Origin of the sequence: Rhizobium ruizarguesonis, from assembly GCF_012349115.1 — a bacterium.
Classification (GTDB): Bacteria; Pseudomonadota; Alphaproteobacteria; order Rhizobiales; family Rhizobiaceae; genus Rhizobium; species Rhizobium ruizarguesonis.
In genome coordinates this window covers 1-21,223 of the sequence record NZ_PQIG01000111.1, presented here as the reverse complement: position 1 = coordinate 21,223, position 21,223 = coordinate 1, and the positions used below count along the sequence as shown (strand labels likewise).

22 protein-coding genes and 1 pseudogene are annotated in these 21,223 nt (G+C 60.7%); 6 read left to right on the top strand and 17 right to left on the bottom strand.

Annotated features, from left to right (window positions below; all coding sequences use genetic code 11):
* Positions 1–293: 293 nt before the first annotated feature.
* Positions 294–704, top strand: a complete 411-nt coding sequence (locus tag C3Y91_RS29815) for a DUF4260 domain-containing protein (protein ID WP_024322449.1) — start codon at positions 294–296, stop codon at positions 702–704.
* A 30-nt stretch (positions 705–734) separates the two neighbouring features.
* Here C3Y91_RS29815 and C3Y91_RS29810 read toward each other — a convergent pair.
* The 3 genes and pseudogenes from C3Y91_RS29810 to C3Y91_RS29805 form a co-directional block, all read right to left on the bottom strand.
* Positions 735–1,786: pseudogene (locus C3Y91_RS29810) on the bottom strand (helix-turn-helix domain-containing protein).
* Positions 1,783–2,004: a hypothetical protein gene (locus C3Y91_RS38620; protein WP_318030781.1), complete on the bottom strand. Its 222-nt coding sequence runs from the start codon at positions 2,002–2,004 to the stop codon at positions 1,783–1,785. Before C3Y91_RS38620 ends, C3Y91_RS29810 begins: the two are co-directional and overlap by 4 nt.
* Positions 2,005–2,051: 47 nt before the next feature.
* Positions 2,052–3,032, bottom strand: a complete 981-nt coding sequence (locus tag C3Y91_RS29805; protein WP_130655817.1) for an SDR family oxidoreductase — start codon at positions 3,030–3,032, stop codon at positions 2,052–2,054.
* Positions 3,033–3,299: 267 nt separating this feature from the next.
* Here C3Y91_RS29805 and C3Y91_RS29800 point away from each other — a divergent pair, with 267 nt between their 5' ends.
* Positions 3,300–3,476 carry a hypothetical protein gene (locus tag C3Y91_RS29800; protein WP_018074387.1) on the top strand — a complete coding sequence of 59 codons (177 nt, stop codon included), beginning with the start codon at positions 3,300–3,302 and terminating at the stop codon, positions 3,474–3,476.
* Between the two features lie 7 nt (positions 3,477–3,483).
* On the top strand, positions 3,484–3,858 hold the full coding sequence (locus C3Y91_RS29795) for a VOC family protein (protein WP_018074386.1): 375 nt from the start codon (positions 3,484–3,486) through the stop codon (positions 3,856–3,858).
* A 97-nt stretch (positions 3,859–3,955) separates the two neighbouring features.
* Here C3Y91_RS29795 and C3Y91_RS29790 read toward each other — a convergent pair whose 3' ends face one another.
* The 3 genes from C3Y91_RS29790 to C3Y91_RS29780 form a co-directional block, all read right to left on the bottom strand.
* Positions 3,956–4,537, bottom strand: coding sequence for a dienelactone hydrolase family protein (locus tag C3Y91_RS29790; RefSeq protein ID WP_018074385.1), 582 nt, complete (start codon positions 4,535–4,537; stop codon positions 3,956–3,958).
* A 374-nt stretch (positions 4,538–4,911) separates the two neighbouring features.
* Positions 4,912–6,474: an FAD-dependent monooxygenase gene (locus tag C3Y91_RS29785; RefSeq protein ID WP_168576133.1), complete on the bottom strand. Its 1,563-nt coding sequence runs from the start codon at positions 6,472–6,474 to the stop codon at positions 4,912–4,914.
* Between the two features lie 279 nt (positions 6,475–6,753).
* Positions 6,754–7,179: a pyridoxamine 5'-phosphate oxidase family protein gene (locus C3Y91_RS29780; protein ID WP_018485746.1), complete on the bottom strand. Its 426-nt coding sequence runs from the start codon at positions 7,177–7,179 to the stop codon at positions 6,754–6,756.
* 291 nt (positions 7,180–7,470) lie between these two features.
* Between C3Y91_RS29780 and C3Y91_RS29775 the strand changes: the two genes are divergently transcribed.
* Positions 7,471–8,106 (top strand): cysteine hydrolase family protein, encoded by a 636-nt coding sequence (locus C3Y91_RS29775; RefSeq protein ID WP_018074382.1) that lies wholly within the window; start codon positions 7,471–7,473, stop codon positions 8,104–8,106.
* A gap of 131 nt (positions 8,107–8,237) precedes the next feature.
* Here the strand turns inward: C3Y91_RS29775 and C3Y91_RS29770 are convergent, their stop codons facing one another.
* The 4 genes from C3Y91_RS29770 to C3Y91_RS29755 all read right to left on the bottom strand — a co-directional run bounded on the left by C3Y91_RS29770 (position 8,238) and on the right by C3Y91_RS29755 (position 12,785).
* Positions 8,238–9,023, bottom strand: coding sequence for an ATP-grasp domain-containing protein (locus C3Y91_RS29770; protein WP_075224006.1), 786 nt, complete (start codon positions 9,021–9,023; stop codon positions 8,238–8,240).
* Between the two features lie 75 nt (positions 9,024–9,098).
* Entirely contained in the window at positions 9,099–11,087 is a 1,989-nt protein-coding gene (locus C3Y91_RS29765) for a primary-amine oxidase (RefSeq protein WP_168576132.1), read from the bottom strand.
* Positions 11,088–11,163: 76 nt separating this feature from the next.
* Entirely contained in the window at positions 11,164–11,337 is a 174-nt protein-coding gene (locus tag C3Y91_RS29760; protein ID WP_165410329.1) for a hypothetical protein, read from the bottom strand.
* Positions 11,334–12,785 carry an APC family permease gene (locus C3Y91_RS29755; RefSeq protein WP_168576131.1) on the bottom strand — a complete coding sequence of 484 codons (1,452 nt, stop codon included), beginning with the start codon at positions 12,783–12,785 and terminating at the stop codon, positions 11,334–11,336. The genes C3Y91_RS29760 and C3Y91_RS29755 overlap by 4 nt, the downstream gene beginning before the upstream one ends.
* A gap of 121 nt (positions 12,786–12,906) precedes the next feature.
* Here C3Y91_RS29755 and C3Y91_RS29750 point away from each other — a divergent pair, with 121 nt between their 5' ends.
* The gene (locus C3Y91_RS29750; RefSeq protein ID WP_024322458.1) at positions 12,907–13,944 is read left to right on the top strand and encodes an AraC family transcriptional regulator; all 1,038 of its coding nucleotides are present in this window, start codon (positions 12,907–12,909) and stop codon (positions 13,942–13,944) included.
* Positions 13,945–14,005: 61 nt separating this feature from the next.
* Here the strand turns inward: C3Y91_RS29750 and C3Y91_RS29745 are convergent, their stop codons facing one another.
* The 6 genes from C3Y91_RS29745 to C3Y91_RS29720 form a co-directional block, all read right to left on the bottom strand.
* Positions 14,006–14,371: a cytochrome C oxidase subunit IV family protein gene (locus C3Y91_RS29745; RefSeq protein WP_018074376.1), complete on the bottom strand. Its 366-nt coding sequence runs from the start codon at positions 14,369–14,371 to the stop codon at positions 14,006–14,008.
* Positions 14,372–14,378: 7 nt separating this feature from the next.
* A complete protein-coding gene (locus C3Y91_RS29740) occupies positions 14,379–15,098 on the bottom strand; it encodes a heme-copper oxidase subunit III family protein (protein ID WP_018074375.1) in 720 nt (239 codons plus the stop codon).
* An 11-nt stretch (positions 15,099–15,109) separates the two neighbouring features.
* Positions 15,110–15,823: a cytochrome c oxidase subunit 3 gene (locus tag C3Y91_RS29735; protein WP_018074374.1), complete on the bottom strand. Its 714-nt coding sequence runs from the start codon at positions 15,821–15,823 to the stop codon at positions 15,110–15,112.
* The gene (ctaD, locus tag C3Y91_RS29730) at positions 15,820–17,589 is read right to left on the bottom strand and encodes a cytochrome c oxidase subunit I (RefSeq protein ID WP_018074373.1); all 1,770 of its coding nucleotides are present in this window, start codon (positions 17,587–17,589) and stop codon (positions 15,820–15,822) included. Before ctaD ends, C3Y91_RS29735 begins: the two co-directional genes overlap by 4 nt.
* Before the next feature lie 76 nt (positions 17,590–17,665).
* Positions 17,666–18,484, bottom strand: a complete 819-nt coding sequence (locus C3Y91_RS29725) for a cytochrome c oxidase subunit II (protein ID WP_018074372.1) — start codon at positions 18,482–18,484, stop codon at positions 17,666–17,668.
* Positions 18,485–18,646: 162 nt separating this feature from the next.
* Positions 18,647–19,036: a c-type cytochrome gene (locus C3Y91_RS29720; protein WP_018074371.1), complete on the bottom strand. Its 390-nt coding sequence runs from the start codon at positions 19,034–19,036 to the stop codon at positions 18,647–18,649.
* A 260-nt stretch (positions 19,037–19,296) separates the two neighbouring features.
* On the opposite strand from C3Y91_RS29720, the gene C3Y91_RS29715 reads away from it, so the two are divergent.
* Positions 19,297–19,941, top strand: coding sequence for a LysE family translocator (locus tag C3Y91_RS29715; RefSeq protein WP_130655824.1), 645 nt, complete (start codon positions 19,297–19,299; stop codon positions 19,939–19,941).
* 131 nt (positions 19,942–20,072) lie between these two features.
* Here C3Y91_RS29715 and C3Y91_RS29710 read toward each other — a convergent pair whose 3' ends face one another.
* Positions 20,073–20,996, bottom strand: coding sequence for an MYG1 family protein (locus C3Y91_RS29710; protein ID WP_024322459.1), 924 nt, complete (start codon positions 20,994–20,996; stop codon positions 20,073–20,075).
* Positions 20,997–21,223: the final 227 nt, after the last annotated feature.

The window sequence follows — 21,223 nt, the reverse complement described above, 5'->3', positions numbered from 1 at the left end:
AGCGCCTCTTCCCGCTGGGAGAAGATATGTGTGTGGCAGCGACCTCCTATCTCATCCCCCGGCGCAGGGCTGGCGCGGCACGTCGTTCATAATTGCGGAATTGTACGGCGATGACCATCCAGACGAATGGGATTTCGGCATTCGAAAACGTTAGTGCCTACGAGCCAAAGATACAAATATGTATGACGCTTATTCATCGATCGCGAATTTTGCACCCGCAATGTTCATGCTAGGAAATCCACACATCAGGGCGCCGGCAGCGCGGCGACAATTGTCATGAAGGAACAGGACCGATGAACCAGGCAGCGAACATCATTTCTCCTTCCGCAGGATCAGTGACCGGCGGCGTCCGTGAGGTGCTGCGGCTCGAGGCTTTCGCGATCATGGCGGCCGCGACAACGGCCTATTTCGTCTCCGGCGGCAACCCCTGGCTCTATGCCATTCTGTTCTTCACGCCGGATCTCAGCTTCGCGGCCTATGCTCTCAATGCCCGGCTGGGAGCGATCGTCTACAATATGGTTCACAGCTACATCTCGGCCATACTGCTCGCCGGCGCGAGCTGGCTGCTGGGCATCGACCTGCTCTGGCAGATCGCCCTCATTCTGGCGGCTCATGCCGGCTTTGACCGAAGCCTGGGTTATGGATTGAAATACGCATCCGCCTTCAGCCACACCCATCTGGGCGTTATAGGCAAGCGAACCTGACGAGGACCAAAGCCCCGTCGGGCCTGCTCCTCACCGCTCTGCCTTCTTCTCCCGCCAGGCAACCGGCGTCATATCCGTCACGCGGCGAAACTCGCGGTTAAAGTTGGATTTGGTCTGGAAGCCGACCTCGAACATCACCTCGGTCACCGATTTCTGGGTCACGGCAAGCAGCCGGCAGGCCTCGCCGATCCTGTAGTCATTGACATATTGCGAGACGTTCTTGTCCATCGCCCGGTTGATCGCCGTCGAGATCTGGCGGGCGGGAATGCCGGCCTTGCGGGCCAGCCGGTCGAGATTGAGATTGGCGTCGCGATAGAGTTTCCTCGCGTCCATCAATGCATCGACCATGGCGATCGTCTCCTTATCCTCCGTCGTTTCGGGCTTCAGCGCCGCCTCCGCCGTCTCGGCGGGCGCCCGGCTTCGGCTGGCGGCGGCTGCCGCGATGCCGAGGATGACGAGGACGGCGAGGTTGCTCACGCTGATCAGCGTCAGCGCATGCTCGCCATGCGCCCAAGTGAAGTCGAGAAACACGAAGATATCGACCGAGGCCGACAGGCATAGCGCCGCCGCCGCGAAGATGATTGCCCGATAGGCCGGCACCGCTCCCTCGAAGGGCGCAAGCCGAAGCGCATCCGCGCCCGGCCGCATCAGAAGCAGGATCGCCAGGGCATAACCGACGAAAACAAGCACCAGCGCGAGATCGATCACATCCCGCCAGACCACCATCAACAAGAGGATGACGGCGGCGGGCACGGCATGCAGCGTAATCCGCGCCGGCAGCGACCGCCGGCTCGTCCTCACCAGACTGGAAACCCCGGCATAGGCAAGCGGCGGCACCATCGCCGCGGTGACCGGCGCGATCACGCTCACCGCCTGCACCCCGTAGCCCCAACGCAGGCCGGAGAGGACGGATTGCAGCACTGCAAGCAGGATCAGTGCCAGAAACGACCGGTTGGGCTGCGCCTCCTCGTCGCGCCTGAGAACGGTGACGAAGAGGATGAGCAGCAGAAGAGCAACGACGAAGGGAAGCGGAATGAACAGCATGGCCTGCAGGATCGGAGTGGCAAACAGATGGCCATCATTGCCGAGATCCTCCGCCGGCGCGACCTTCATCATGTTTTAGGACGTGTTTTAGGCTGGGATTTTTTGTGAACTGCATACCGTGATACCTCGCCCGGCCCTTCGGGTCGCCGGCCACAAGTCTCAATCCGCCGTTCAGGTGGGTATGGTTGTTTTCCAGCCAACCCGACAGGCTGTCGAGATCGGCGACATCGCAAGTCCGGGTGATCAGCGCGGGCACGACCGTCTGCGCCGTGTCTTTCGGAAAGTTGCTCTACGAGGACCGGCCTAGCCGAGAGCGCTTTGCGCGGCGCAAATCCGATCGACCAAAGTATCGAGATCGCCCTTTGGCGGGCGGTTCTTGGTCAGGCGCTGCTTGAGATGCATGATCGGCTCCGCCAGAATTTCCTCGAGGCTCTCGGCGCAGGTGAAGTCGCCCGCCACGCTTTTGACCTTTGAATTGTCAAAGATCGCCGACCATGCCTTGTCGCCCCGCAGCGGGCCAACCCACTCCGGATTGTAGCGGACAAGGGTGTCCGTCGGCACGTGTACGATCCTGGCCTCGACATCAAGCAATCTGGCGATCGCCGTTTGAATATCGTTCCAGATGTGGGCGCGGTCGGAGGTGATGTGGAAGATCTCGTTCAACGCCGCCGGCCTGCCGAAAAGCCCGACAAAGGGCACCGCGAAATCAACCGAGCGCGTCAGCGTCCAGGGCGTATGGCCATCGCCCGCCACAATGGTGGGCTCGCCATCCAGCATGCGTCTCGCCATGACATCGCTGTCGCCCATCATGATCGGCAGGCCCGTGCGAACGGTGTGACTGGGACGAACGATGGTCCAGGCGAGATTCTGGGAGTTCTTGAGCAGCGTCTCGCAGGCAATCTTGTCCTGGCTATAGCGCCAGTAGGGGTTGATCGCCGGGGTCTGCTCGGTAATCACGTAGTGGCGCGGCGGCTTTTCATAAACCGAGGCCGAAGAGATAAAGATGTACTGGCCGCAGTGCCCGGAAAACACATCGATGTCACGCGCGATCTGATCGGGTGTAAAGGCAATGAACTGACACACGACGTCGTAATTGGCCCTGGCCAAGTCCGCGTAGGCGGGCGCCGCGAGATCGCCGACGATCGCGGTAACCCCCGCAGGCAATGGGTCGCCTCTCAAGCTGCGATTATAGACGCTGACATGGTGGCCCTCGGCAACGGCGCGCTCGACGCATGGATATGAAATCTGGCCGGTACCGCCAACGAAAAGGATTTTCAAAGCCATGTGAAGGACCTCGGTGTCGGATGTGGCGGGGATATGCGGTCAGTCTTCATAGCGCGAAAGAAATTGGTCGTCTCCTGCAAAATCAGGCGCACCGGCTCACGTCATTTGGGTCGACCTGTCCCGTAAACCAACGTGGTGGCATTCCGCATAAACCGATTGGACGACGTGAGGTTCGGCCGCAACCAGCCATTGCCGATACCGCCAAGATCTCTATCTCAAGCCAACAATGCCCCTTCTGTTTGGGATCAGCACAAGACGGAGGCTTTCTTGAAGGATTATCTGCCCTATGCAGCCGGGGTGCTGGCAGGATTATTGGTCGCCTTCCTCATGTCTAGCCTGTTGGCGCTGACGGAGACACCGCAGCTCGTGCTTTTCGCATTGTTGCCGGCCATCGGTGGCGCTCTCGTTGAACGCGTTTGCCGTCGCCGGCCCAACAATTCTTGAAGGGTCCATGGCAAGGCTGAAAGAAATCGTCATTGATTGCGACATTCCCTCGCGCGTCGCCCGGTTCTGGGCGGAGGCGCTCGATGGCTACGACATGATGCCATATGACGACGAAGAACTGGCCCGCCTTGCCGCTCTCGGATTGACACCCGAGACTGACCCGACCGTGATGGTCGAAGGTCCCGGAACCCGCCTTTGCTTCCACCTTCGCCAGGGGGAACGTCCCGCCCGCAACCGACTTCATCTCGATATTGCCACCCCTGATCGGGCCAGGGAGGTAGAGCGGCTTTTATCCCTCGGAGCGAGCTTCGTCCGGGAAGCAGATGGCTACACGGTCTTGAATGATCCCGAAGGCAACAACTTCTGCGTGGCGTCCGAATAGTCCGCTCCGGGCCGAAAGCACGCGCTGCAGCATGAAAGGCTCCCATCTCAGGTCGGCTATACCAGCGCCAAACCGGATCTCCCGCGGAATGTCTGGATCAGACACGATTCAGGAACTCGATCACGCGGAGGGTGAGCAGCGCGGTTGCATCCGCATCATAGGAGGGCAGCGAGCTGTCGGCGAAGTAATGCTGATCGCCTGGGTACAGGAAAAGCTCCGCGTCCTCGACCTTCTCCACGATCTCGCGGGCGGCGTCGATGTCGCCCTCGCCGACGAAAATCGGATCGTTGTCCATGCCGTGGATCTGCACCGCGACGCCGTCTGGCCAGGGTCCGAAGGCCCACTCGCCGCTGATCGGCAGGCAGGAGTAGAAGAGCAGAGCCCCGCGGGCGCCGGGCCGTGTCTGCGCCAGCTTCTGCGCCGGCAGCACCCCGAACGAGAACCCGGCATAGATGAGCGTGGGCGGTAATTCGTCGGCGAGGCGCACGCCGCGCTCCCGCATGGCGTCGAATCCGATCTCGCCGATATAGGCGATCCCCGCTTCGATGCTTGGGAATGTGCGCCCGTCAAAGAGATCAGGCGCGTGCACGATGTGACCGGCTGCCCTGATATCGTCGGCAAACGAGCGCACACCCGGGGTCAGCCCCTGTGCGTGATGGAACAACAGGATCTCAGCCATTAGGAGCCTCCGGGCGGGACGGTTGGGCGCATCGCCACTCTACAGCGTCGCCGCCTTGTCGGGAAGAGTGCGGATACGTTGCGAAGCAACGTCTGCAACTCGCCGAAAACCGATAGCGGGAAACCTCCGTGACGCTCTACCGGACTGATAGGCCTTCTTGCGCTCAGCCGGCATTTTTAGAGCGGGAAAAACGGCCAAATGCCATCCTTAAAAACGTCTTGTCTCCAAAAGACATTGTGATTCAAGCTCTTAAGAGTGGCAAAGACGTTTCTAAGAAAGCAACAAATTCCCTGGAATTTTGGAGACGTGTTTCGCTTCTGGTTTTTCGAATTTTCTGGAAAAGTTGGAGCTTCTTAGAAACGTCCTTCCAAACCTCAATGGCGGGGAAAATGGTCGCCGCCGCCGGCGGCATAGTTTTGGGCTTTGCCGAACCACCGCGATGCGGCCTGCGCGGCTTCCTCATTGTCAGGCACAGCCCCACCAACCCACGCCGCGAAGCCGTCGGGGCGCACGAGCAGCGCGCTCAGCCCCAGCCGATCCCTCGCATCGCCTGCGACATAGGTGATCCCATTGCAGCGGCCTGCCAGTGCTTGCAGCGGCGCACCGGCGTCAAAGTCCAAAAGCAGGCCTTTGCCCTCCCTGAGGTGATCGGCGAGCTTCGTGCCGTCGGCCAGCTCGAAATCGGGAGCGCTGCGGCCGACCAGCGGGTGACTGCCGCCAAGATCGTAGCGGAGGGACACCCCCCAGACGCGCTCGGCGAAGTATGTCGCGCCGTCGCGCGTGTCGATCAGATCGCGGATGATGGCTTCGAGCGCGCGCGAGCTCCGGCTTGGCCGCATCAGCGCGACCTGGGCGCGCGACCAGTCGAGAATCTCAGCTCCCACTGGATGCCGTTCGCAGATATAGCTGTCGAGCAGACCATCCGGCGCATCGCCGCGGATCGTCGCCGCAAGCTTCCATCCAAGATTCATCGCATCGCCAAGTCCGAGGTTAAGCCCCTGGCCCCCGAGGGGCGAATGGATGTGCGCAGCATCACCCGCAAGCAGCACCCTGCCCTTGCGGTAAGCCGTCGCCTGATAGGCGCGATCCGTCCAGGTGGTGGCAAGCTCGAGGCCCGTCACCGTGACATCGGTGCCGGAGATATGCCGCAACACCTGCTGCACATGCTCCGCCGTGATCGGCTGCGTCCGGTGAAACGCGCCGCCGTCGAAATCGACCATCGCGATCGTGCCGGGCTTTTGATAGGTATACATGCCTGTTGGCGTATAATGGCGGCCCGGGGCGAGCTTCTCCGAATCGGCCATCTCGACTTGAACGGAATAACCGGTGAATTCGGGATCGGTGCCAACGAATTCAAAGCCGCCTGCCCTGCGCACCATGCTGCGCCCGCCGTCACAACCGACGAGCCATCGTCCGCGAAAGCTCTCGCCACCGGCGCGAACGGTCACCCCTTCATCCGACTGGTCGAAACCGTCGACGCCGAGCCCGCGCCGGATCTCCACACCCATCGCGCTTGCGCGCGCGGCCAGGATGGATTCAAGGTGCTCCATCTCGACCGCCATGCTGGTGCCCGCCGGACCTGGCAGGCGATACGGCCACTTCGCTGTGTCGATGGTGTCGTGGAAGAACTGAATGCCGGCGAAATGGCCGCCCGGGCGGCGTGACTGTTGCATCCAATGCGCTGAAGTCGATTGATCTTTTTCGCGTTGCGGCGCTGTGATGTCATCCAGCAACCCGCGACGGTAGAAGGCTTCGATGGTCGGCGCGGAAAGGCCGCGCATGCCGAACGGCAGCCGTTTCAACGGCGAATGCGGGTCCTCGGCCTGCTCCAGCACCAGCACCGAGAGGCCGGCCAGCTGCAGTTCGCAGGCGAGAAACAGACCGACAGGGCCGGCACCAGCAATCACAACATCATGAATCATGGGAAAATCGGGCATGAACTACTCCTTTATGGTCGTTCGACCGGAGCAGTTCGTCGTTTCGAGAACCACACGGACGAACAGTGGGACGCTTGAGCAGCGTCCGTGTTCGTCGTGGAGAACTCATGCACGAGGCAAGGAACAGAGCTTTCGTTTCCGAAAGGACTTGGGCCAACCACACCAAGTCATGCCTTTTCCGACATCGGCAACATAGCCGCCGGGCGATCGATCGGCAACAGAAGATATGCTTTTCTGAGGAAGGTTGGGGTAGAGATTCAGTGCACGCTCGCGTGGCACCTAAAAGCGGAGCTCTAAACGTTCGACAGGGTCTTTGGTGAAATCGGAATATCGTATCCACCGAGGAACGACCTTAAACAACACGGCGCCCTTCTCGACAAACTCTCTCTCGACTGGAACGCTTTCAAGGTGCGCTTTCTGGTATTCCTGCACGTCGGAGGCGGAAACCTTCATGGCATCGCCCTCATATTGCACCGTGATGTTCTTGTCCCAGCCGACGACAAGTGCGACGCTGCCTCTATCCGACAGGTTTTCGAACTTGCGCGTCTGTTCGAAGGTATCGAACACGATTTCGAGGTTGTCACGCACCGAAAAGTCAATGACCGCAGCTTCAGGCTTGCCGTCCGCATGCGATGTCGCGATCACCGCCAGGGTGTGCCGGCGCAAGAATTCCAAGATCACTTTCTTGCCTTGAGCGTTATCCATGGCTGAAATCCCCGAGGTGACATAGAGGGGTATCGAGAGCATGCGAACTCGAGGCATACTCATATCTGAAGCCTGACACAGCGCCGGAGCGAGTCAAGATGTCACATCGGCTTCCCCTTCAGCCTGGACGGTCGCGTATTCGCAGCCGCTCAGAGCGAACGAGAACCCGGCAGACTAGCCCGGCAGGCAGTTCGTCGCCGACAATATCCACCTCGCCCCGGAAACTGTCACCTTCTGCTTGCCGGACGCAATTCATCGCCTCTACATAAGCAGGAAAAGAGGAGGCCGCGCATGCATTCCATCAAACACCCCGGCAAGACGATCGGCGATTTCTGCCGGCCGGATCAAATGGCTCTCGTCGTCTATGACATGCAGATCGGCATCATGCGGCAAATGCCTGACGGCGCCGGCATCACCGCCCGCGTCCTGTCGATTCTGACCGCCGCGCGGGCATCGAACTTTCCCGTCATCTTCATGCGGCACATGTCGATGCCGCTCGCTCTGATGGGCGCCTTCCAGCGCCGTCAGGCCATGGCCTGGCAAAGGATCGACGATCCGGCCGCCATCAAGCCCTGGTTTCTCAGAGGAAGCGAAGGCTTCGAGATCGTGCCTGAACTTCAGCCGCGCTACGACGAGGCGGTGATCGACAAGATTACCTTTTCGGCTTTCGAAGGCACGCCTTTGTCGATCATTCTGCGCGATCTGGGTCTGACCAGCTTCGCCATTTGCGGCGTCGCCACCGAAATCGGCATCGAGCCGACGGTTCGCCACGGTGCCGACCTCGGGCTCGTGCCGCTCGTCATCAGCGACGCCTGCGGCGCCGGGCATGCCGAGGCCGCCGAGCGCTCATTCGCCAACATGGCCTTCATGGGAGATGCGCTGATCTGCCAGTCGGCCGATTTCATCGCAGCAGCCCGGCAGAGCTGACGCTCTCTCGACCTGCCGTGTGAGGCTTCGCGGCGAACGCGCGCGCACCCTTGGGTCAGCCCCTGTGTGTGATGAAACAACAAGACCCCAGCCATACGGAGCCTCCGGCGCCCTCGCCTCACCGGAAGACGTCAATCGCGGGCCAGGCCGTCGATCGCCCTCGCCAACTTCACGAGATCTGCGGCGTAGAACCCGGCAGCGTTGAGACAGTTCGTCTCGAGCAGCTTCAGCCCCTCCTCGGTCCGACAGATATCAATGACATAGGCTTGGGAGTAGCCGGGGTTGATATCAACCATGCGCTGCCCGAAATCCAGCGCATCACCATCGATCTCGTGGCGGTGGACGACACGCGATCCGTCTTTGTAGAGCGAATAGGTGACGATCTGGCCGTCGACCACCCAGAGACGCCATTCGCTGCTGATGCGGACAGGCTCGGTCAGCATCAGCAGCGTGTCGTGGCGAAGCGATCCGTTCGGGATTTCATCTTCGTCGAGCGCCAGTACCATTTCCGCCATACGGATGATCTCGCCGGTCGATTTGACATTTCCGGGCTCCTCCTTGCTGTCGTCGACCGGGCGCAGGAACCAGTCCCTTCCGTCATCCGCCAGACACTGAGGGACATCCCGGAGTGTCAGGAACAGCGCATCAGCGCCGTTGAGAAGGTAAGGATGCCACACCTGTTCGTGAACGAAAGGACGCAGCTTGAAGACACCCGGCCGGTAACCGTTCGCCTCGGCGTTCTTCCACAGCGTGTAGGAGCCAAACATGACCACCGAACCCGGATCAGCGACGACCGGCTCAGGGATGAGCTCGCCGACGAACGGTACGACCTTGTGCCATGTGTAGGAGATTCCGAGCTGGTCGAGCGCCTCGGCCAGCTTGTTGGTATCTTCGAACTGCTGGAGAAGCCACTGCATTCTGTTCCCTGCCTTTCTTACAATCCGTCGGACTACCAAAAAGCTATTTAAAAGGGAACAGCCGTAGCATTGCAGCTACATGTGGCAGCAGGAACCGTTTCCGGTGTCATCGAGCGAACGCTGCAGGCGATTGTCGACGCTCTGGCTGTTTCCTTCCGGCGGCAGGTCCATGGCGATGTTGGATGCGAAGAAGCCGTTCGGTTTCAGCGTGAAGCCGGCATATTCCACGGGCATGATCGGAAAATCCTCGGGCTTGCAGACATGGGTATGGCCGAAGGAATGCCAGAGCACGACATCGGCATTCTCGATTTCGCGGTTCTGCTGGACATAACCCGGCAGGCCGTCGCCGCCGGCATGCACGTTCGGATAATCGCCGCTCGCATATTTTTCCCTGGCATCGAAGGCCGTGACCCAGATGTGTTTCTTGGCGAAGCCGCCGCGCTGGGCAACGGTCGAATCCGGCTGGGCAAGCATGACCGGAGACGGCATGACGACAATCTTGTAGCCCGGCGCCTTGCCGACGCTGTTCTTTATGTTGGTGTTGGAGACTTTCCAGTAACGGCCGGTCTCGCCATTGGCGAGTGCCGGGGAATCAAGTTCGCGTTTCAGTACACGCGTCCTGGTATCGAAGACATTGCCATAGGGATTGTCTTCACCCCAGGGACGCGGCACGAACTCATGCTCGGTTACCGTATTGTCGCCGCCGTCGACATCCATGTGCAGGCGCGCATTGAAGAAATGCTGGTGGGTCGGACCGCCGAGATTGTCATCGACCATGCCGCCCCATGGATAGGTTTCGCCGGTCGCGACCGCCGCCGTCTGGATGATGCCGGTGAGCTTGGCTTCGAGCTGGATCGTGCCGTCCTGGTAGAGATACCAGTAGAAGCCGTAATCATAATTGCCGACGGTTGCGAAGAAGGAGATGACGAGGCGGCGCGAACGGCGCACTTCGAAAACACCGTTGCGGAATTCGTAATGCTTCCAGAGGATACCGTAATCCTCCTCATGCATGCAGATGGCATTCTTCATCATGAAAGGCTGGCCGAAATCGTCCGCCGCCGGCACGTCGAAATAGTGAATATGGCCGAGGCAGTCGCAGCCGAGTTCGAGGCAGTTGGCCAGGCGTCCGAGACCATATTCGCCGGCATCGAAGGCGCTCTTCCAATAGTGGTTCGCGGTCGGATCCGCATAGGGCACGACCATTTCGGTGACACTGGCGCGAAAGACGACGGGCCTCAGCCTCCCCTGATCCCTGATGCCGAGTTCATGCAGAACGAGGCCCTCGCGCGGGGTGAAACCGACACGGAAACTCCAGTTCTGCCATTCGACTTTCCAGCCGTCGACAGTAAAGCTCGGCCCTTGCGGCTGAACGATATGCAGCGGCGTGAGATCGGACCGCGGTTCCGGGAAGGTTTCGCGGCCATAATTGCGCTTCTTCCTCGGAATCGGAATGATCTTCTCATCGTCGACAAGATCGACCACTCGGTTGGTGATCAGATCAACCACCGCCACCACGCCCTCGATCGGATGTGCGTAGCCGTTGTCACGGATATCCTCGCGCCAATAGGATACGGCGCGGACGATGCGCTTTCCCTTCTCGAATTCGCGGCCAAAATAGCCCGAGGAAAAAGGATCGATCTGGATAAGCGGAATATCCTCGTCGGTAATGCCGCGCTTCTTGACGGCAGCGATCCAGCGCGGATCGGATTTGACGGTGCCTTCAACGGTTTCGAACTCGCACAGCATGACCGGCGGCTGGCCATAAGGCAGTTCATCAAGAGGCAGCCGGATATAGGAGGACACCGTGCCGGCAGTCAGGTCTACGATGCCCTCGAAGGTTTCGCCATTGCTGATATCCATCGCCAGGATGAAGGCGAGGCGCGGCAGCCTGTCGCCCAAGCGATGAGCGGCAAGATCCGCCTTGGTCGGCTCCTCCAGCCGGGTTATCGGAAAGCGGAAGGTGGGTGCGAGTGTCTGCGTATCCTTGAGTATGGCAACGGCAGAAGCGATCTCGTCGAGGCTCAGAGGATCGAGCGGATGGGTGACTGCGACAACGGCGTCCATGGATATACCTCTTTGGTTTTGGGCCTCTTGGTTTCGGAAGAGACGACGCACCATGGCGCGTCGCTAGCTGCGGTGATCAGGATCGACCGGAGCAGATCTGCGTCTCGATCATCATCGTGCCTCGATGAATGCAGAACACTGAGCAGAAGGCGTGCGCTTCAACGGCAACCAGCAGTGTTGCGCCGGCAAGGATCGCGACCGCGAGAACGAGAAGGCAATCGACGGGTGCAAGTTCGACAACGGCACTCATTCGAAGACCTTTCCAAGGGAGGCGTAGAGAGCGGGCTTGGATCTCTTGACCTGGATCGCAAACAGCGCGCCAAGAATGCCCACCAGCACCATGGCATAGGGGAAAGCCTTGACGATCGGGCTTTCGCTGCCGGAAAGGAGTGAAAGATTGGAGCTGACCAGCACCAGCGAACCAACGAGGCCGAGGAGCGCCAGCGCCGGCGCGATCATCGTGGTCCAGGCGCTATATCTGTTCGGCGTCTTGCGGAAGAACATGACGATCGCGACGGAGACCAGCACCTGCACCAGCAGGATACCGATACCTGCGAGCGCTGCCATCAACGAGAACACAACGGTGTAAGGATCGGCACCAAAAATCACGAACAGGCCAAGGATGACGGCCGCGATCAGACTTTGCAGCAGACCTGCAGCATAGGGTGAGCCATGCTTGGCGTGCACCTTGCCGAGCACCTGTGCGGCCAGGCCTTCACGGCCCAGGGCGAAGAAATAGCGGTTGAGCGTATTGTGGAAGGACAGGATGCAGGCAAACAGGCTGGTGATCAGCAGCACGTTCATCACCTGGCTCGACCACGCGCCGAGCACGGAATTGGCGGCGGCGAAGTAGAAGCTGTCGAGGCCGGCAGCAGCAGTGGCCTGCACCTTGCCCGGACCGTAGAATTGCACGATTGCCCAGGTGGAGAAGGCATAGAAGAGTGTGATGAGCAGCACAGCGACATAGGTGGCACGGGGAATGGTCTTTTCCGGATCTTCAGCTTCCTCGCCGAAAATGGCCGTAGCTTCGAAGCCGATGAACGAACCGATAACGAAGACCAGCGCCGCACCAAGGCCGGGCGCGAAGACCGACGATGGCATGAAGGAGGAGAAGCTGATGCCTTCCGGTCCGCCGCCTGAAAAGACGATGGCAAGATCCAGAACCAGCAATATGGCGATTTCAGCAATCATGCAGACGCCGAGGATCGCGCCTGAGAAGGCGATGTTGCGCTGACCGCAGACCAGCACGACGACGAGTGCTGCGAAGGCCCAGCCCCACCAGGGCAGGACCAGCCCAAGCGGCGCTATGGCATTGGCCATGAAGAAACCGAACAGGCCGTAGATGGCGATCTGAACCGCGCTATAGGTGACCAGCGCCATGAAGGCGCCACCCACACCCGCCGGCTTGCCGATGCCGTGGGTGATATAAGTGTAGAAAGCGCCTGCCCCGCCCACATGCCGGCTCATGGCGGTGAAGCCGACCGAGAAGAGCAGGTAGAGCAGGCCGGCAAGCACGAAAGCGCCGGGGACGCCTGCGCCATTGCCGAAGGCAAAGGCGGCCGGCGAGGCGCCGACGACGGCCGTGAGCGGCGCGGCCGCGGCAACGACGAAGAACACGATGTGGGCGAGGCCGACCGAGTTCCTGGCCAGACGACGCTCCGGCGATAATGGTGCGGGCATGCTTGCTTCCAGTGTCATGGAGAACCCCTCTTTGCTTGTTTGTTGCCAAGAAGGTAAGCCCGGCGATCTGGCCCCGAAATTGCAGTTTATGCCAATGAATCGATAATTCGCGCCACGACGGTCACCGGAGACGCTGAAAATGGCAGTTGCATCGCATTTGATCAGCCGCATGCCCGCAGTTGCTTCTATTCGAGCCTCCGTCTTGATCCCGCTGGTGCAACAAATCGATAAAAGATCCGGGAAAGCCGACCTTCTTCTCGCTTCGCACGGCATTCTGCGCTCGCAATTGGAAGATCCCTACGCTGTCCTGCCTATGGCGCGTTATGTCGCGCTGTTCGAGGAGGCCGCGACGATAACCGGCGAACCGGCACTAGGAGCTCGCATGGGCACCGGGTTCAAGCCCGCCGACATCGGCCCCATCGGAATGCTCTTTGCGCTCTCGCCGACCATTCGCAGCGCTTTCGAACGGCTGTCGAAATATGTGAACGCGGTCCAGGGCGCGACCAGTTCCGGCGTGTTCGAGGAGAATGGCGATTTTGTCTGGAGCTACCGTATCGTCGATCCAGCGATGTGGCCGCGCCGGCAGGACAGCGAATTCACGATCGCCGCCTCCTGTCAGCTCGTCCGTTCGTGCTTCCGCCGTGGCTGGCGGCCGATCGAAATCCAGCTCGAGCATCACGCCCCGCGCGACGCCAGTGCGCTGGAACGCATCTGTGGCGCGCCCATCCTGTTTGGCCAATCCGGCAACCGGATGGTCATGAACAGGGCGGAGGCTGATCGTGTGCACCGTGCGGAAGACAAAAGCCTGATCGAAATCCTGGAGCGGCATATCGGCGATCTGGTCAACGAGCCAGCGGCCGGCGATATCGTCACTGAAAAGGTCCAGGCTCTGATCAGCATCTATCTCGGCCGCAAGCCGATCACAGTCGCAACCCTTGCCGCCGAACTGAAGATGTCGCCGCGGAGCCTGCAGCGCCGGCTGTCGGAGGAAGGCGTGTCGCTTCGCGATCTCGTTCGCCAGCATCGTCAGACACTCGCCGCCCACTATCTCGGCGACCGACATGCCGCACCGATGTCCGAAGTTGCGCGTGTCCTGGGTTATGCAGACAACACCGTGCTCTGGCGTGCGCTGCGATCCTGGGAGAAGAAGGGGAACTACCCATCTTCGACAGGTTGAAGATGTAGCAGTCGAGTAAATGGACGATCGGAACGCTAACGGAGACCGCCCGATTGCTGCCCTACGGCCCAGCCCCAAAAAACGCCAGCCGGGTGAAGATCGTGTAGTCCGCTTCCGATACCATCAGCGCCACGAAAACCAGCACCAGCAGCGGCGGCAGCAGGATGGCGTAGACGAGCGCGAGCCGTTCCCAGGCCATATGCATGAAGACGGCGACGATCAGCCCGGCCTTCAGCATCATGAACACGAGGATCAGCGTCCACCTCAAGTAGCTCTGGACGCCGAGATAATCGACCATGTAGGACGCCGCGCTGAGCACGAAGAGCAGGCCCCAGACGAGAAAATAGAGCCGGAGCGGATGCTGCTGTCCGGTGTGTGCCTGTACATGCGCCGTTTGCACTTGTGCATGCGCCGTTGTCTCGCTCATGACGACCTCACCACAGATAAAAAAACGCGAAGATGAAGACCCAGACCAGGTCGACGAAGTGCCAGTAGAGGCCCATGATCTCGACGGCCTCATAGCGGCCTTTCCGGCTGGTGAAAAAGCCGCGCCGTTCCACGTCGAAATCGCCCCGCCAGACCTTGCGGGCGACGATGATGAGGAAGATGACGCCGATCGTCACGTGGGTGCCGTGAAAGCCTGTTATCATGAAGAAGGTCGATCCGAATTGTGCCGCCCCCCATGGGTTCTCCCAGGGGCGCACGCCTTCGGTGATCAGCTTCGTCCATTCGAAAGCCTGCATGCCGACGAAGCAAGCGCCGAGAAGCGCCGTCAGCAGCATCAGGATCGCGGTCGTGCGGCGGTCGCGGCGATAGCCGAAATTCACCGCCATCGCCATGGTGCCGCTGCTCGAGATCAGCACGAAAGTCATGATCGCAATCAGGATCAGCGGAACGTCCTCACCGCCGATATGCAGCGCGAAGACCTCGCTCGGATTGGGCCACGGAACGGGCGTCGACATGCGGGCCGTCATATAGGCGATCAGGAAACAGCCGAACACGAAGGTGTCGCTCAAGAGAAAGATCCACATCATCGCCTTGCCCCAGGAGGCGGTCTTGAAGGCGCGCTGATCAGAGCTGAAATCGGACGCGACACCGCGCAGACCGGCCGGCCTGAGGCCTGGCTCGCCGTGTGTCTCGATAGTCTGTGCCATCTGCAAACCCCTTAGTTCAGTAGTGTGCGGCAGAGATCGACGAAATCATTCGCCCAGCCGGCGAAAAGCGCGAAGAGCAACAGCCAGACAGCGAGCATGAAATGCGAATAGATGGCGGAAAGATCGACGCTGAGGCGCAGTCTCTCCGGCGCGACATCAGTTGAAAATGCCCTGACCGTCGTGTGCGCGAGCACGGCAAGCCCGCCGAGGATATGCAGCCCGTGCAGGCCGGTCAGCATGTAGAAGAAGCTGTTGGCGGGATTGTCGACAAGCACGTAGCCGGCCGCCACCAGCTCCCGCCATGCCTGGACCTGTCCGACGAGAAAAGCGACGGCAAGGACAAACGCGGCGGCAAGCGCCGGCCGCAGGTTTTCCATGCGGCCCTGCCCCGCTTCTCGTTTCGCCCATTGCAGCGAGGCACTGCTCAAGGCAAGTGCCGCGGTGTTCACCCAGAGCAGCCGGGGAACCGGCATCGCCCACCAGTCGGCGGACGCCGCACGCATGAAATAGGCGCTGACGGCAAGGCTGAAGAGCGCGCCAACGACGCCGAGAAACACGAAGAGGCCGATCTTCACCGCCGGCACCGGCGGCCGGTCAGCGCTGTGATGATCCGGCAGTTGCACCGATCCGGTTTCCAGCCAGGGCTTCGAGGTCAGCCGCTGCCCGGAAAGCCACCAGATGATGATGGCGCCGATTGCAGCAAGGAAGACCAGGATGACGTTCATGCGTGGACCTCCCGGGTGACGCCGTCGCTTGACGGCACATTCTGCGGGATGAAATCCTCAGCCGCCCCCGGCACGCTGTAGTCATAGGCCCAGCGGTAGACGACGGGCAGGTCCTTGCCCCAGTTGCCGTGGGCCGGCGGCGTCTGCGGCGTCTGCCATTCGAGCGTCGTTGCCCTCCATGGATTGCCGCCGGACTCCCTGCCCCGGAAAAGGCTCCAGACCAGATTGAACAGGAAGACCATCTGCCCGGCTCCGACAACAAGCGCCATCACGGTGATGAAGATGTTCAGCGTGTGGGCCGAAGGCGGAACGAAAGCCGTCTCTCCCATCTCGAAGTAACGGCGCGGCACGCCGAGCAGGCCGAGATAATGCATCGGAAAGAAGATCGCATAGGTGCCGAGGAAGGTGACCCAGAAATGGATCTGGCCGAGCACCTCGTCGAGCATGCGTCCCGTCACCTTCGGATACCAGTGATAGATCGCCCCGAAGATGACGAGGATCGGCGCCACCCCCATGACCATATGGAAATGCGCGACGACGAACATCGTATCCGATAGCGGCACATCGACGACGACATTGCCGAGGAAGAGGCCGGTCAGCCCGCCATTGACGAAAGTGACGATGAAGGCGAGCGCAAAGAGCATCGGCAGCGTCAGGTGGATGTCGCCGCGCCACAGCGTCAGCACCCAGTTATAGACCTTGATCGCCGTGGGCACAGCGATGATCAGCGTCGTGGTGGCGAAGAAGAAGCCGAAGGCCGGGTTCATGCCGCTGACATACATGTGGTGCGCCCAGACGACGAAGCTGAGCGCGCCGATGATGACGATCGCCCAGACCATCATGCGGTAGCCGAAGATGTTCTTGCGCGCATGGGTGCTGATCAGGTCCGAAACGATGCCGAAGGCCGGCAGCGCCACGATATAGACCTCCGGATGCCCGAAGAACCAGAACAGGTGCTGGAAGAGGATCGGGCTGCCGCCGCCATGCTGGAGCTGCGTGCCCATCTCGACGATGGCAGGCATGAAGAAGCTGGTGCCGAGCACGCGGTCGAAGAGCATCATGACGCAGGCGACGAAGAGCGCGGGAAAGGCGAGCAGCGCCATCACGGTCGCAGTGAAGATGCCCCAGACGGTGAGCGGCATCCGCATCAGTGTCATGCCGCGCGCCCGCCCCTGCAACACCGTCACCACATAGTTCAGCCCGCCCATGGTAAAGCCGATGATGAAGACGATCAGCGAGGAGAGCATCAAGAGGATGCCCCAGTCCTTGCCGCCGGGTGTACCTGATAGAACCGATTGCGGCGGATAGAGCGTCCAGCCGGCCCCTGTCGGGCCGCCGGGGGCGAAGAAGCCGGCGACCAGGATCAGCACCGCAAGCAGATAGATCCAGTAGCTCAGCATATTCGCATAGGGAAACACCATGTCGCGGGCGCCGACCATCAGCGGAATGAGGTAATTGCCGAAGCCGCCGAGGAAGAGCGCGGTCAGCAGATAGATCACCATGATCATGCCGTGCATGGTGATGAACTGGTAATAGTGATCGGCATCGATGAAGGAGAGAGCGCCGGGAAAGGCGAGCTGAATCCGCATCAGCCAGGAGAGCACCAGCGCCACCAGGCCGATCGAGATGGCCGTGATCGAATATTGCACGGCGATGATCTTGGCGTCCTGGCTGAACACATATTTGGTCCACCAGCTGTGCGGGTGATAAAGCTCGACATCCTCGACTTCGGCGGATGGGATGCTGCCGGATGGAATCTCGACCATGATCTCTCTTCCCTTTCCCAAGCGGTCTGCAACTGCTTCTCCGGTTCCTTGAACCGGTACGCGGCCTCCGGCCGGTTCAGTTTGCCGGCGGCAGCTCTCCCGATGATGCCGTCAACTGGGTGAATGTCTGCTGCTGCCCGAGCCAGGTCTGGTAGTCCGCGTCGTTATCGACGACGACGGTGCCGCGCATTTGCGGATGGCCGACGCCGCAGAGTTCGGCGCAGAGGATCTCGAAGGTCCCCGTGCGCGTCGGCGTGAACCAGAAATAGGTGATCATGCCGGGGATCATGTCCATCTTGGCGCGAAACTCAGGCACGTAGAAATCGTGGAGCACATCGACGGAGCGCAGCAATATGTGGACCGGCTTGCCGATCGGCAGATGCAGCTCGCCGCCTTCGATGATGACGTCGTCAAGGCCGCTTGCATCATTCTTGTCGAGGCCGAGCGGATTTTCGGGGGTGACGTCGCGCGTCTCGGCCCGGCCGAGCTTTCCGTCGGCTCCGGGCAGCCGGAAGCTCCACAGCCATTGTTGGCTGACGACCTCGACCGATGCGGCATCGGCAGGCACCGTGATGAACTGGTTCCACACGATCAGGCCAGGCGCCAGCATCGCCGCGACGCCGACCGCCGTTCCCCCTCCCAGCAGCAATTCCAGCCTGCGGTTCTCGGGCTCATAATGCGCCCGGTTGCCTGGCTTGTGCCGGAAGCGGAAGACGCAATAGGCCATGAACGAAACCACCGCCACGAAGACAATGCCGGTGATCCAGAAGGTGATGACGAGGGTGCTGTCGATATAGGTCCAGTTGGACGCGATCGGCGTCCACCACCACGGGCTCAGCACATGGAACAGCACCGAGCCGACGACAATCAGGACGAGGATCAGCACGACAGCCATGTCCGCTCCTCCTCGAGCAGTGACCCGTGAAACCGCATTCCGTAAAAAGTCCGTCTTTATTATCGCACAGATAGAAAATATCGGCAATTACCGCAATTTAGGCACGCGCCACCGGCCGCGACCCGTCATTTGAAGTAATGCCCGCAGTTGGAATATTGCCCATCATTTGGAATATTGTTTCAGATAGGCGATGAGATCGGTGATCTCCTGGTCGTCCTTCACGCCGACGAAGGCCATCTTCGTGCCCTTCACCTTCGCCTTCGGATTGTGCAAATAATCGCGCAGCACCGTCTCGTCCCAGACAAGACCACCCTCGCCAGCCGCCTTCATACCGGCCGAATAGGCAAAATTAGGATGCGTTCCGGCCTTGCGGCCGAACAACCCGTTCAGCGACGGGCCGACCTTGTTCGTATCGGAATCGACGATATGACAGGTGGCGCATTTCTTGAAAACGACAGCACCCGCCGTCGGATCGCCCTCCTGAGCCCCGGCGTTACCAGGACAAAGGGCAATCACGGCAGCACCGATCAGCAGTACAATACGGTAATCCACGGCAAACCTCTTCCTCCTGAAGGGTTCCCACCCACTCGCACCATCCGCCGTCTCTCTCCCGCGAATGGTGTCGCGATATCATGAAGATTAGTCGTTCGTGGGTGCAAGTCAATCGGTTCCACAATTTGGACGCAGGCCGGGCCTGTTCCAGTCTCGGGAGGGTCCGTCACCCCAGAGAATTGGATATTGACGCCGGTATCGGCGACGACATACTTGCTTGAAGCCCCCACAGTCGAAACCAGCCCCAGGAAAGGCGCGCAATGTCGATTGCTGAAATTCTGTCTTTTGCTTTCGTCACCGCGCTGCTGATCATTTCCCCCGGCCCCAACGGCGTCCTCATCGCCAAGACGGTGCCGGCCTCGGGGCGTGGCGCCGGTTTCGCCAATATTGCCGGCTTCGTCGCCGCCTTCTATGTGCACGGCACCCTGTCGATCTGCGGCATCTCCCTGCTGCTGGCGCAGTCGGCGCAGGCCTTCCTCGTCGTCAAGATGGTTGGCGCCGCCTATCTCTGCTGGATCGGCATCAAGGCGCTGGTCGGCGCCTGGCGCGGTTATGCTGCCGTAACGTCAGTGACCCCTTCCCGTAAGGTAAGGCACCTCCCCCGCGCCTTCCTCGAGGGTTTCCTCACCAACGCCCTGAACCCGAAGGTGTCGATGTTCTACCTCGCGGTCTTCCCGCAGTTCATCCACCACGATGCCAATGGCCGGGCCGCGATCGGCGAGGCTTTCCTTCTGGTCACCGTCCATGCCAGCCTCAACGTCATCTGGTTCGGCTCGATGGTCATGCTCTTTGCGAGGCTCGCCAGAGCTGCGCGCAACCAGCGCTTCCAGCGCTGGTTGAAAGCCGCGACAGGCGTGGTCTTCATCGGCTTCGGCGCCAAGATGGCAACATTGCAGGCCGGATAGCGAAGACGGGCAAACCGCCTTCGTCACGGAAAGGCTGGGCGAACGTCCGGAGGGCGGTAACAGGATCAGCGACCTGCCGCCGGGGCTGGATATGATGCTGGTCTCGCGCCACCCCAGCTGCCGCCATTTGACTACGTCCCGATCGAAAGCGCCTCTTCTACCGCCAACTCGGCCATGGCGAGAGCGGCCTCGCGGGTCCTGGCGGCGGCGATAAAGCGGCCGTTGTGGCAGAAGCTCGCGCCCTCTACTCCACAAGCCGCCTCCAGCTCACCATTGGCGAGACCGGCCCAGGCTGCCGGCAGGTCGGCTCGGAGCTCGAACCCGTCCTCGGCGCGGCGGATGCCGGTCACGCACCAGTCCTTTTCGCGCGGGTGGACGACGAACAGCAGGTGATCGGCGCCCGCCTTGACGATGGCGGGACGGAAGGGCATTCCCCTCGGCAATTCCAGAACACGCCCCTGCCCCGCAGCCTCGATTGCCCGCTGCACGATCGCCTCGGCCCGCAATTTTGCAGCACTCTGGGCAATCCTGGCCTCGACGAAACTGCGGGCAATGGCAAGGGCCGCGTGGAAGGCGCGATCGTCGGCGTCAGGGGCCGTCTCGTCGAAAACCGGTTTCAGGGTCTCCAGCAGCGCCGGCAGTGTCAGCCCGGCCAGCGGCCCCGACGGGCTAAACGCGCCATTGTCGGTCAGATCGATCGGCAGCACGAAGCTGGCGTCGAAAGAGCCATGCATCGCTTCCACATGTGCTTCGGGAAGGCTGGAGGCTGCCAGATAATCACGGCCGTAATGCTTCCAGATCAGGCCGAACGAGCTGTAGGGCTGGCCATCGTCGCGTAGCGGCGCGGCGCGCTGGTGGTGATCGAATATCCCGGCAGCAGGATCATAGGCTCCGCCGACATCATAAATGATCCGGTCTTCGCCCGGCGTGATCCACTCCGGCGCACGGCTGCGGACAATTCGCGCCTGCGGGAAAAGCCGGGTCAGGATGACGCTCGACAGCAATTCGTCGGCATGAAAGCCACCGGAATGGGTGACGAGGAAATCGGGGATCATAGGAGCTATGCGCCTTGTCGTTCGCGGAGAGTCCGCTTGCAGGTCGGCACCAAATAACCGTTGCCGGCTGCTATCTCAACCCATACCTTAAATCGGAGTCGATTTAAGAATAAAATGATGCAGCAATCCAATGTGTTACAGCGTCCTTTCTCATGTCACCGAGATACCGGCCTCTAGAGCATGCTGTGATTTAGCGGAATCTGGGATTCGCAAATCAGTTTGAATGT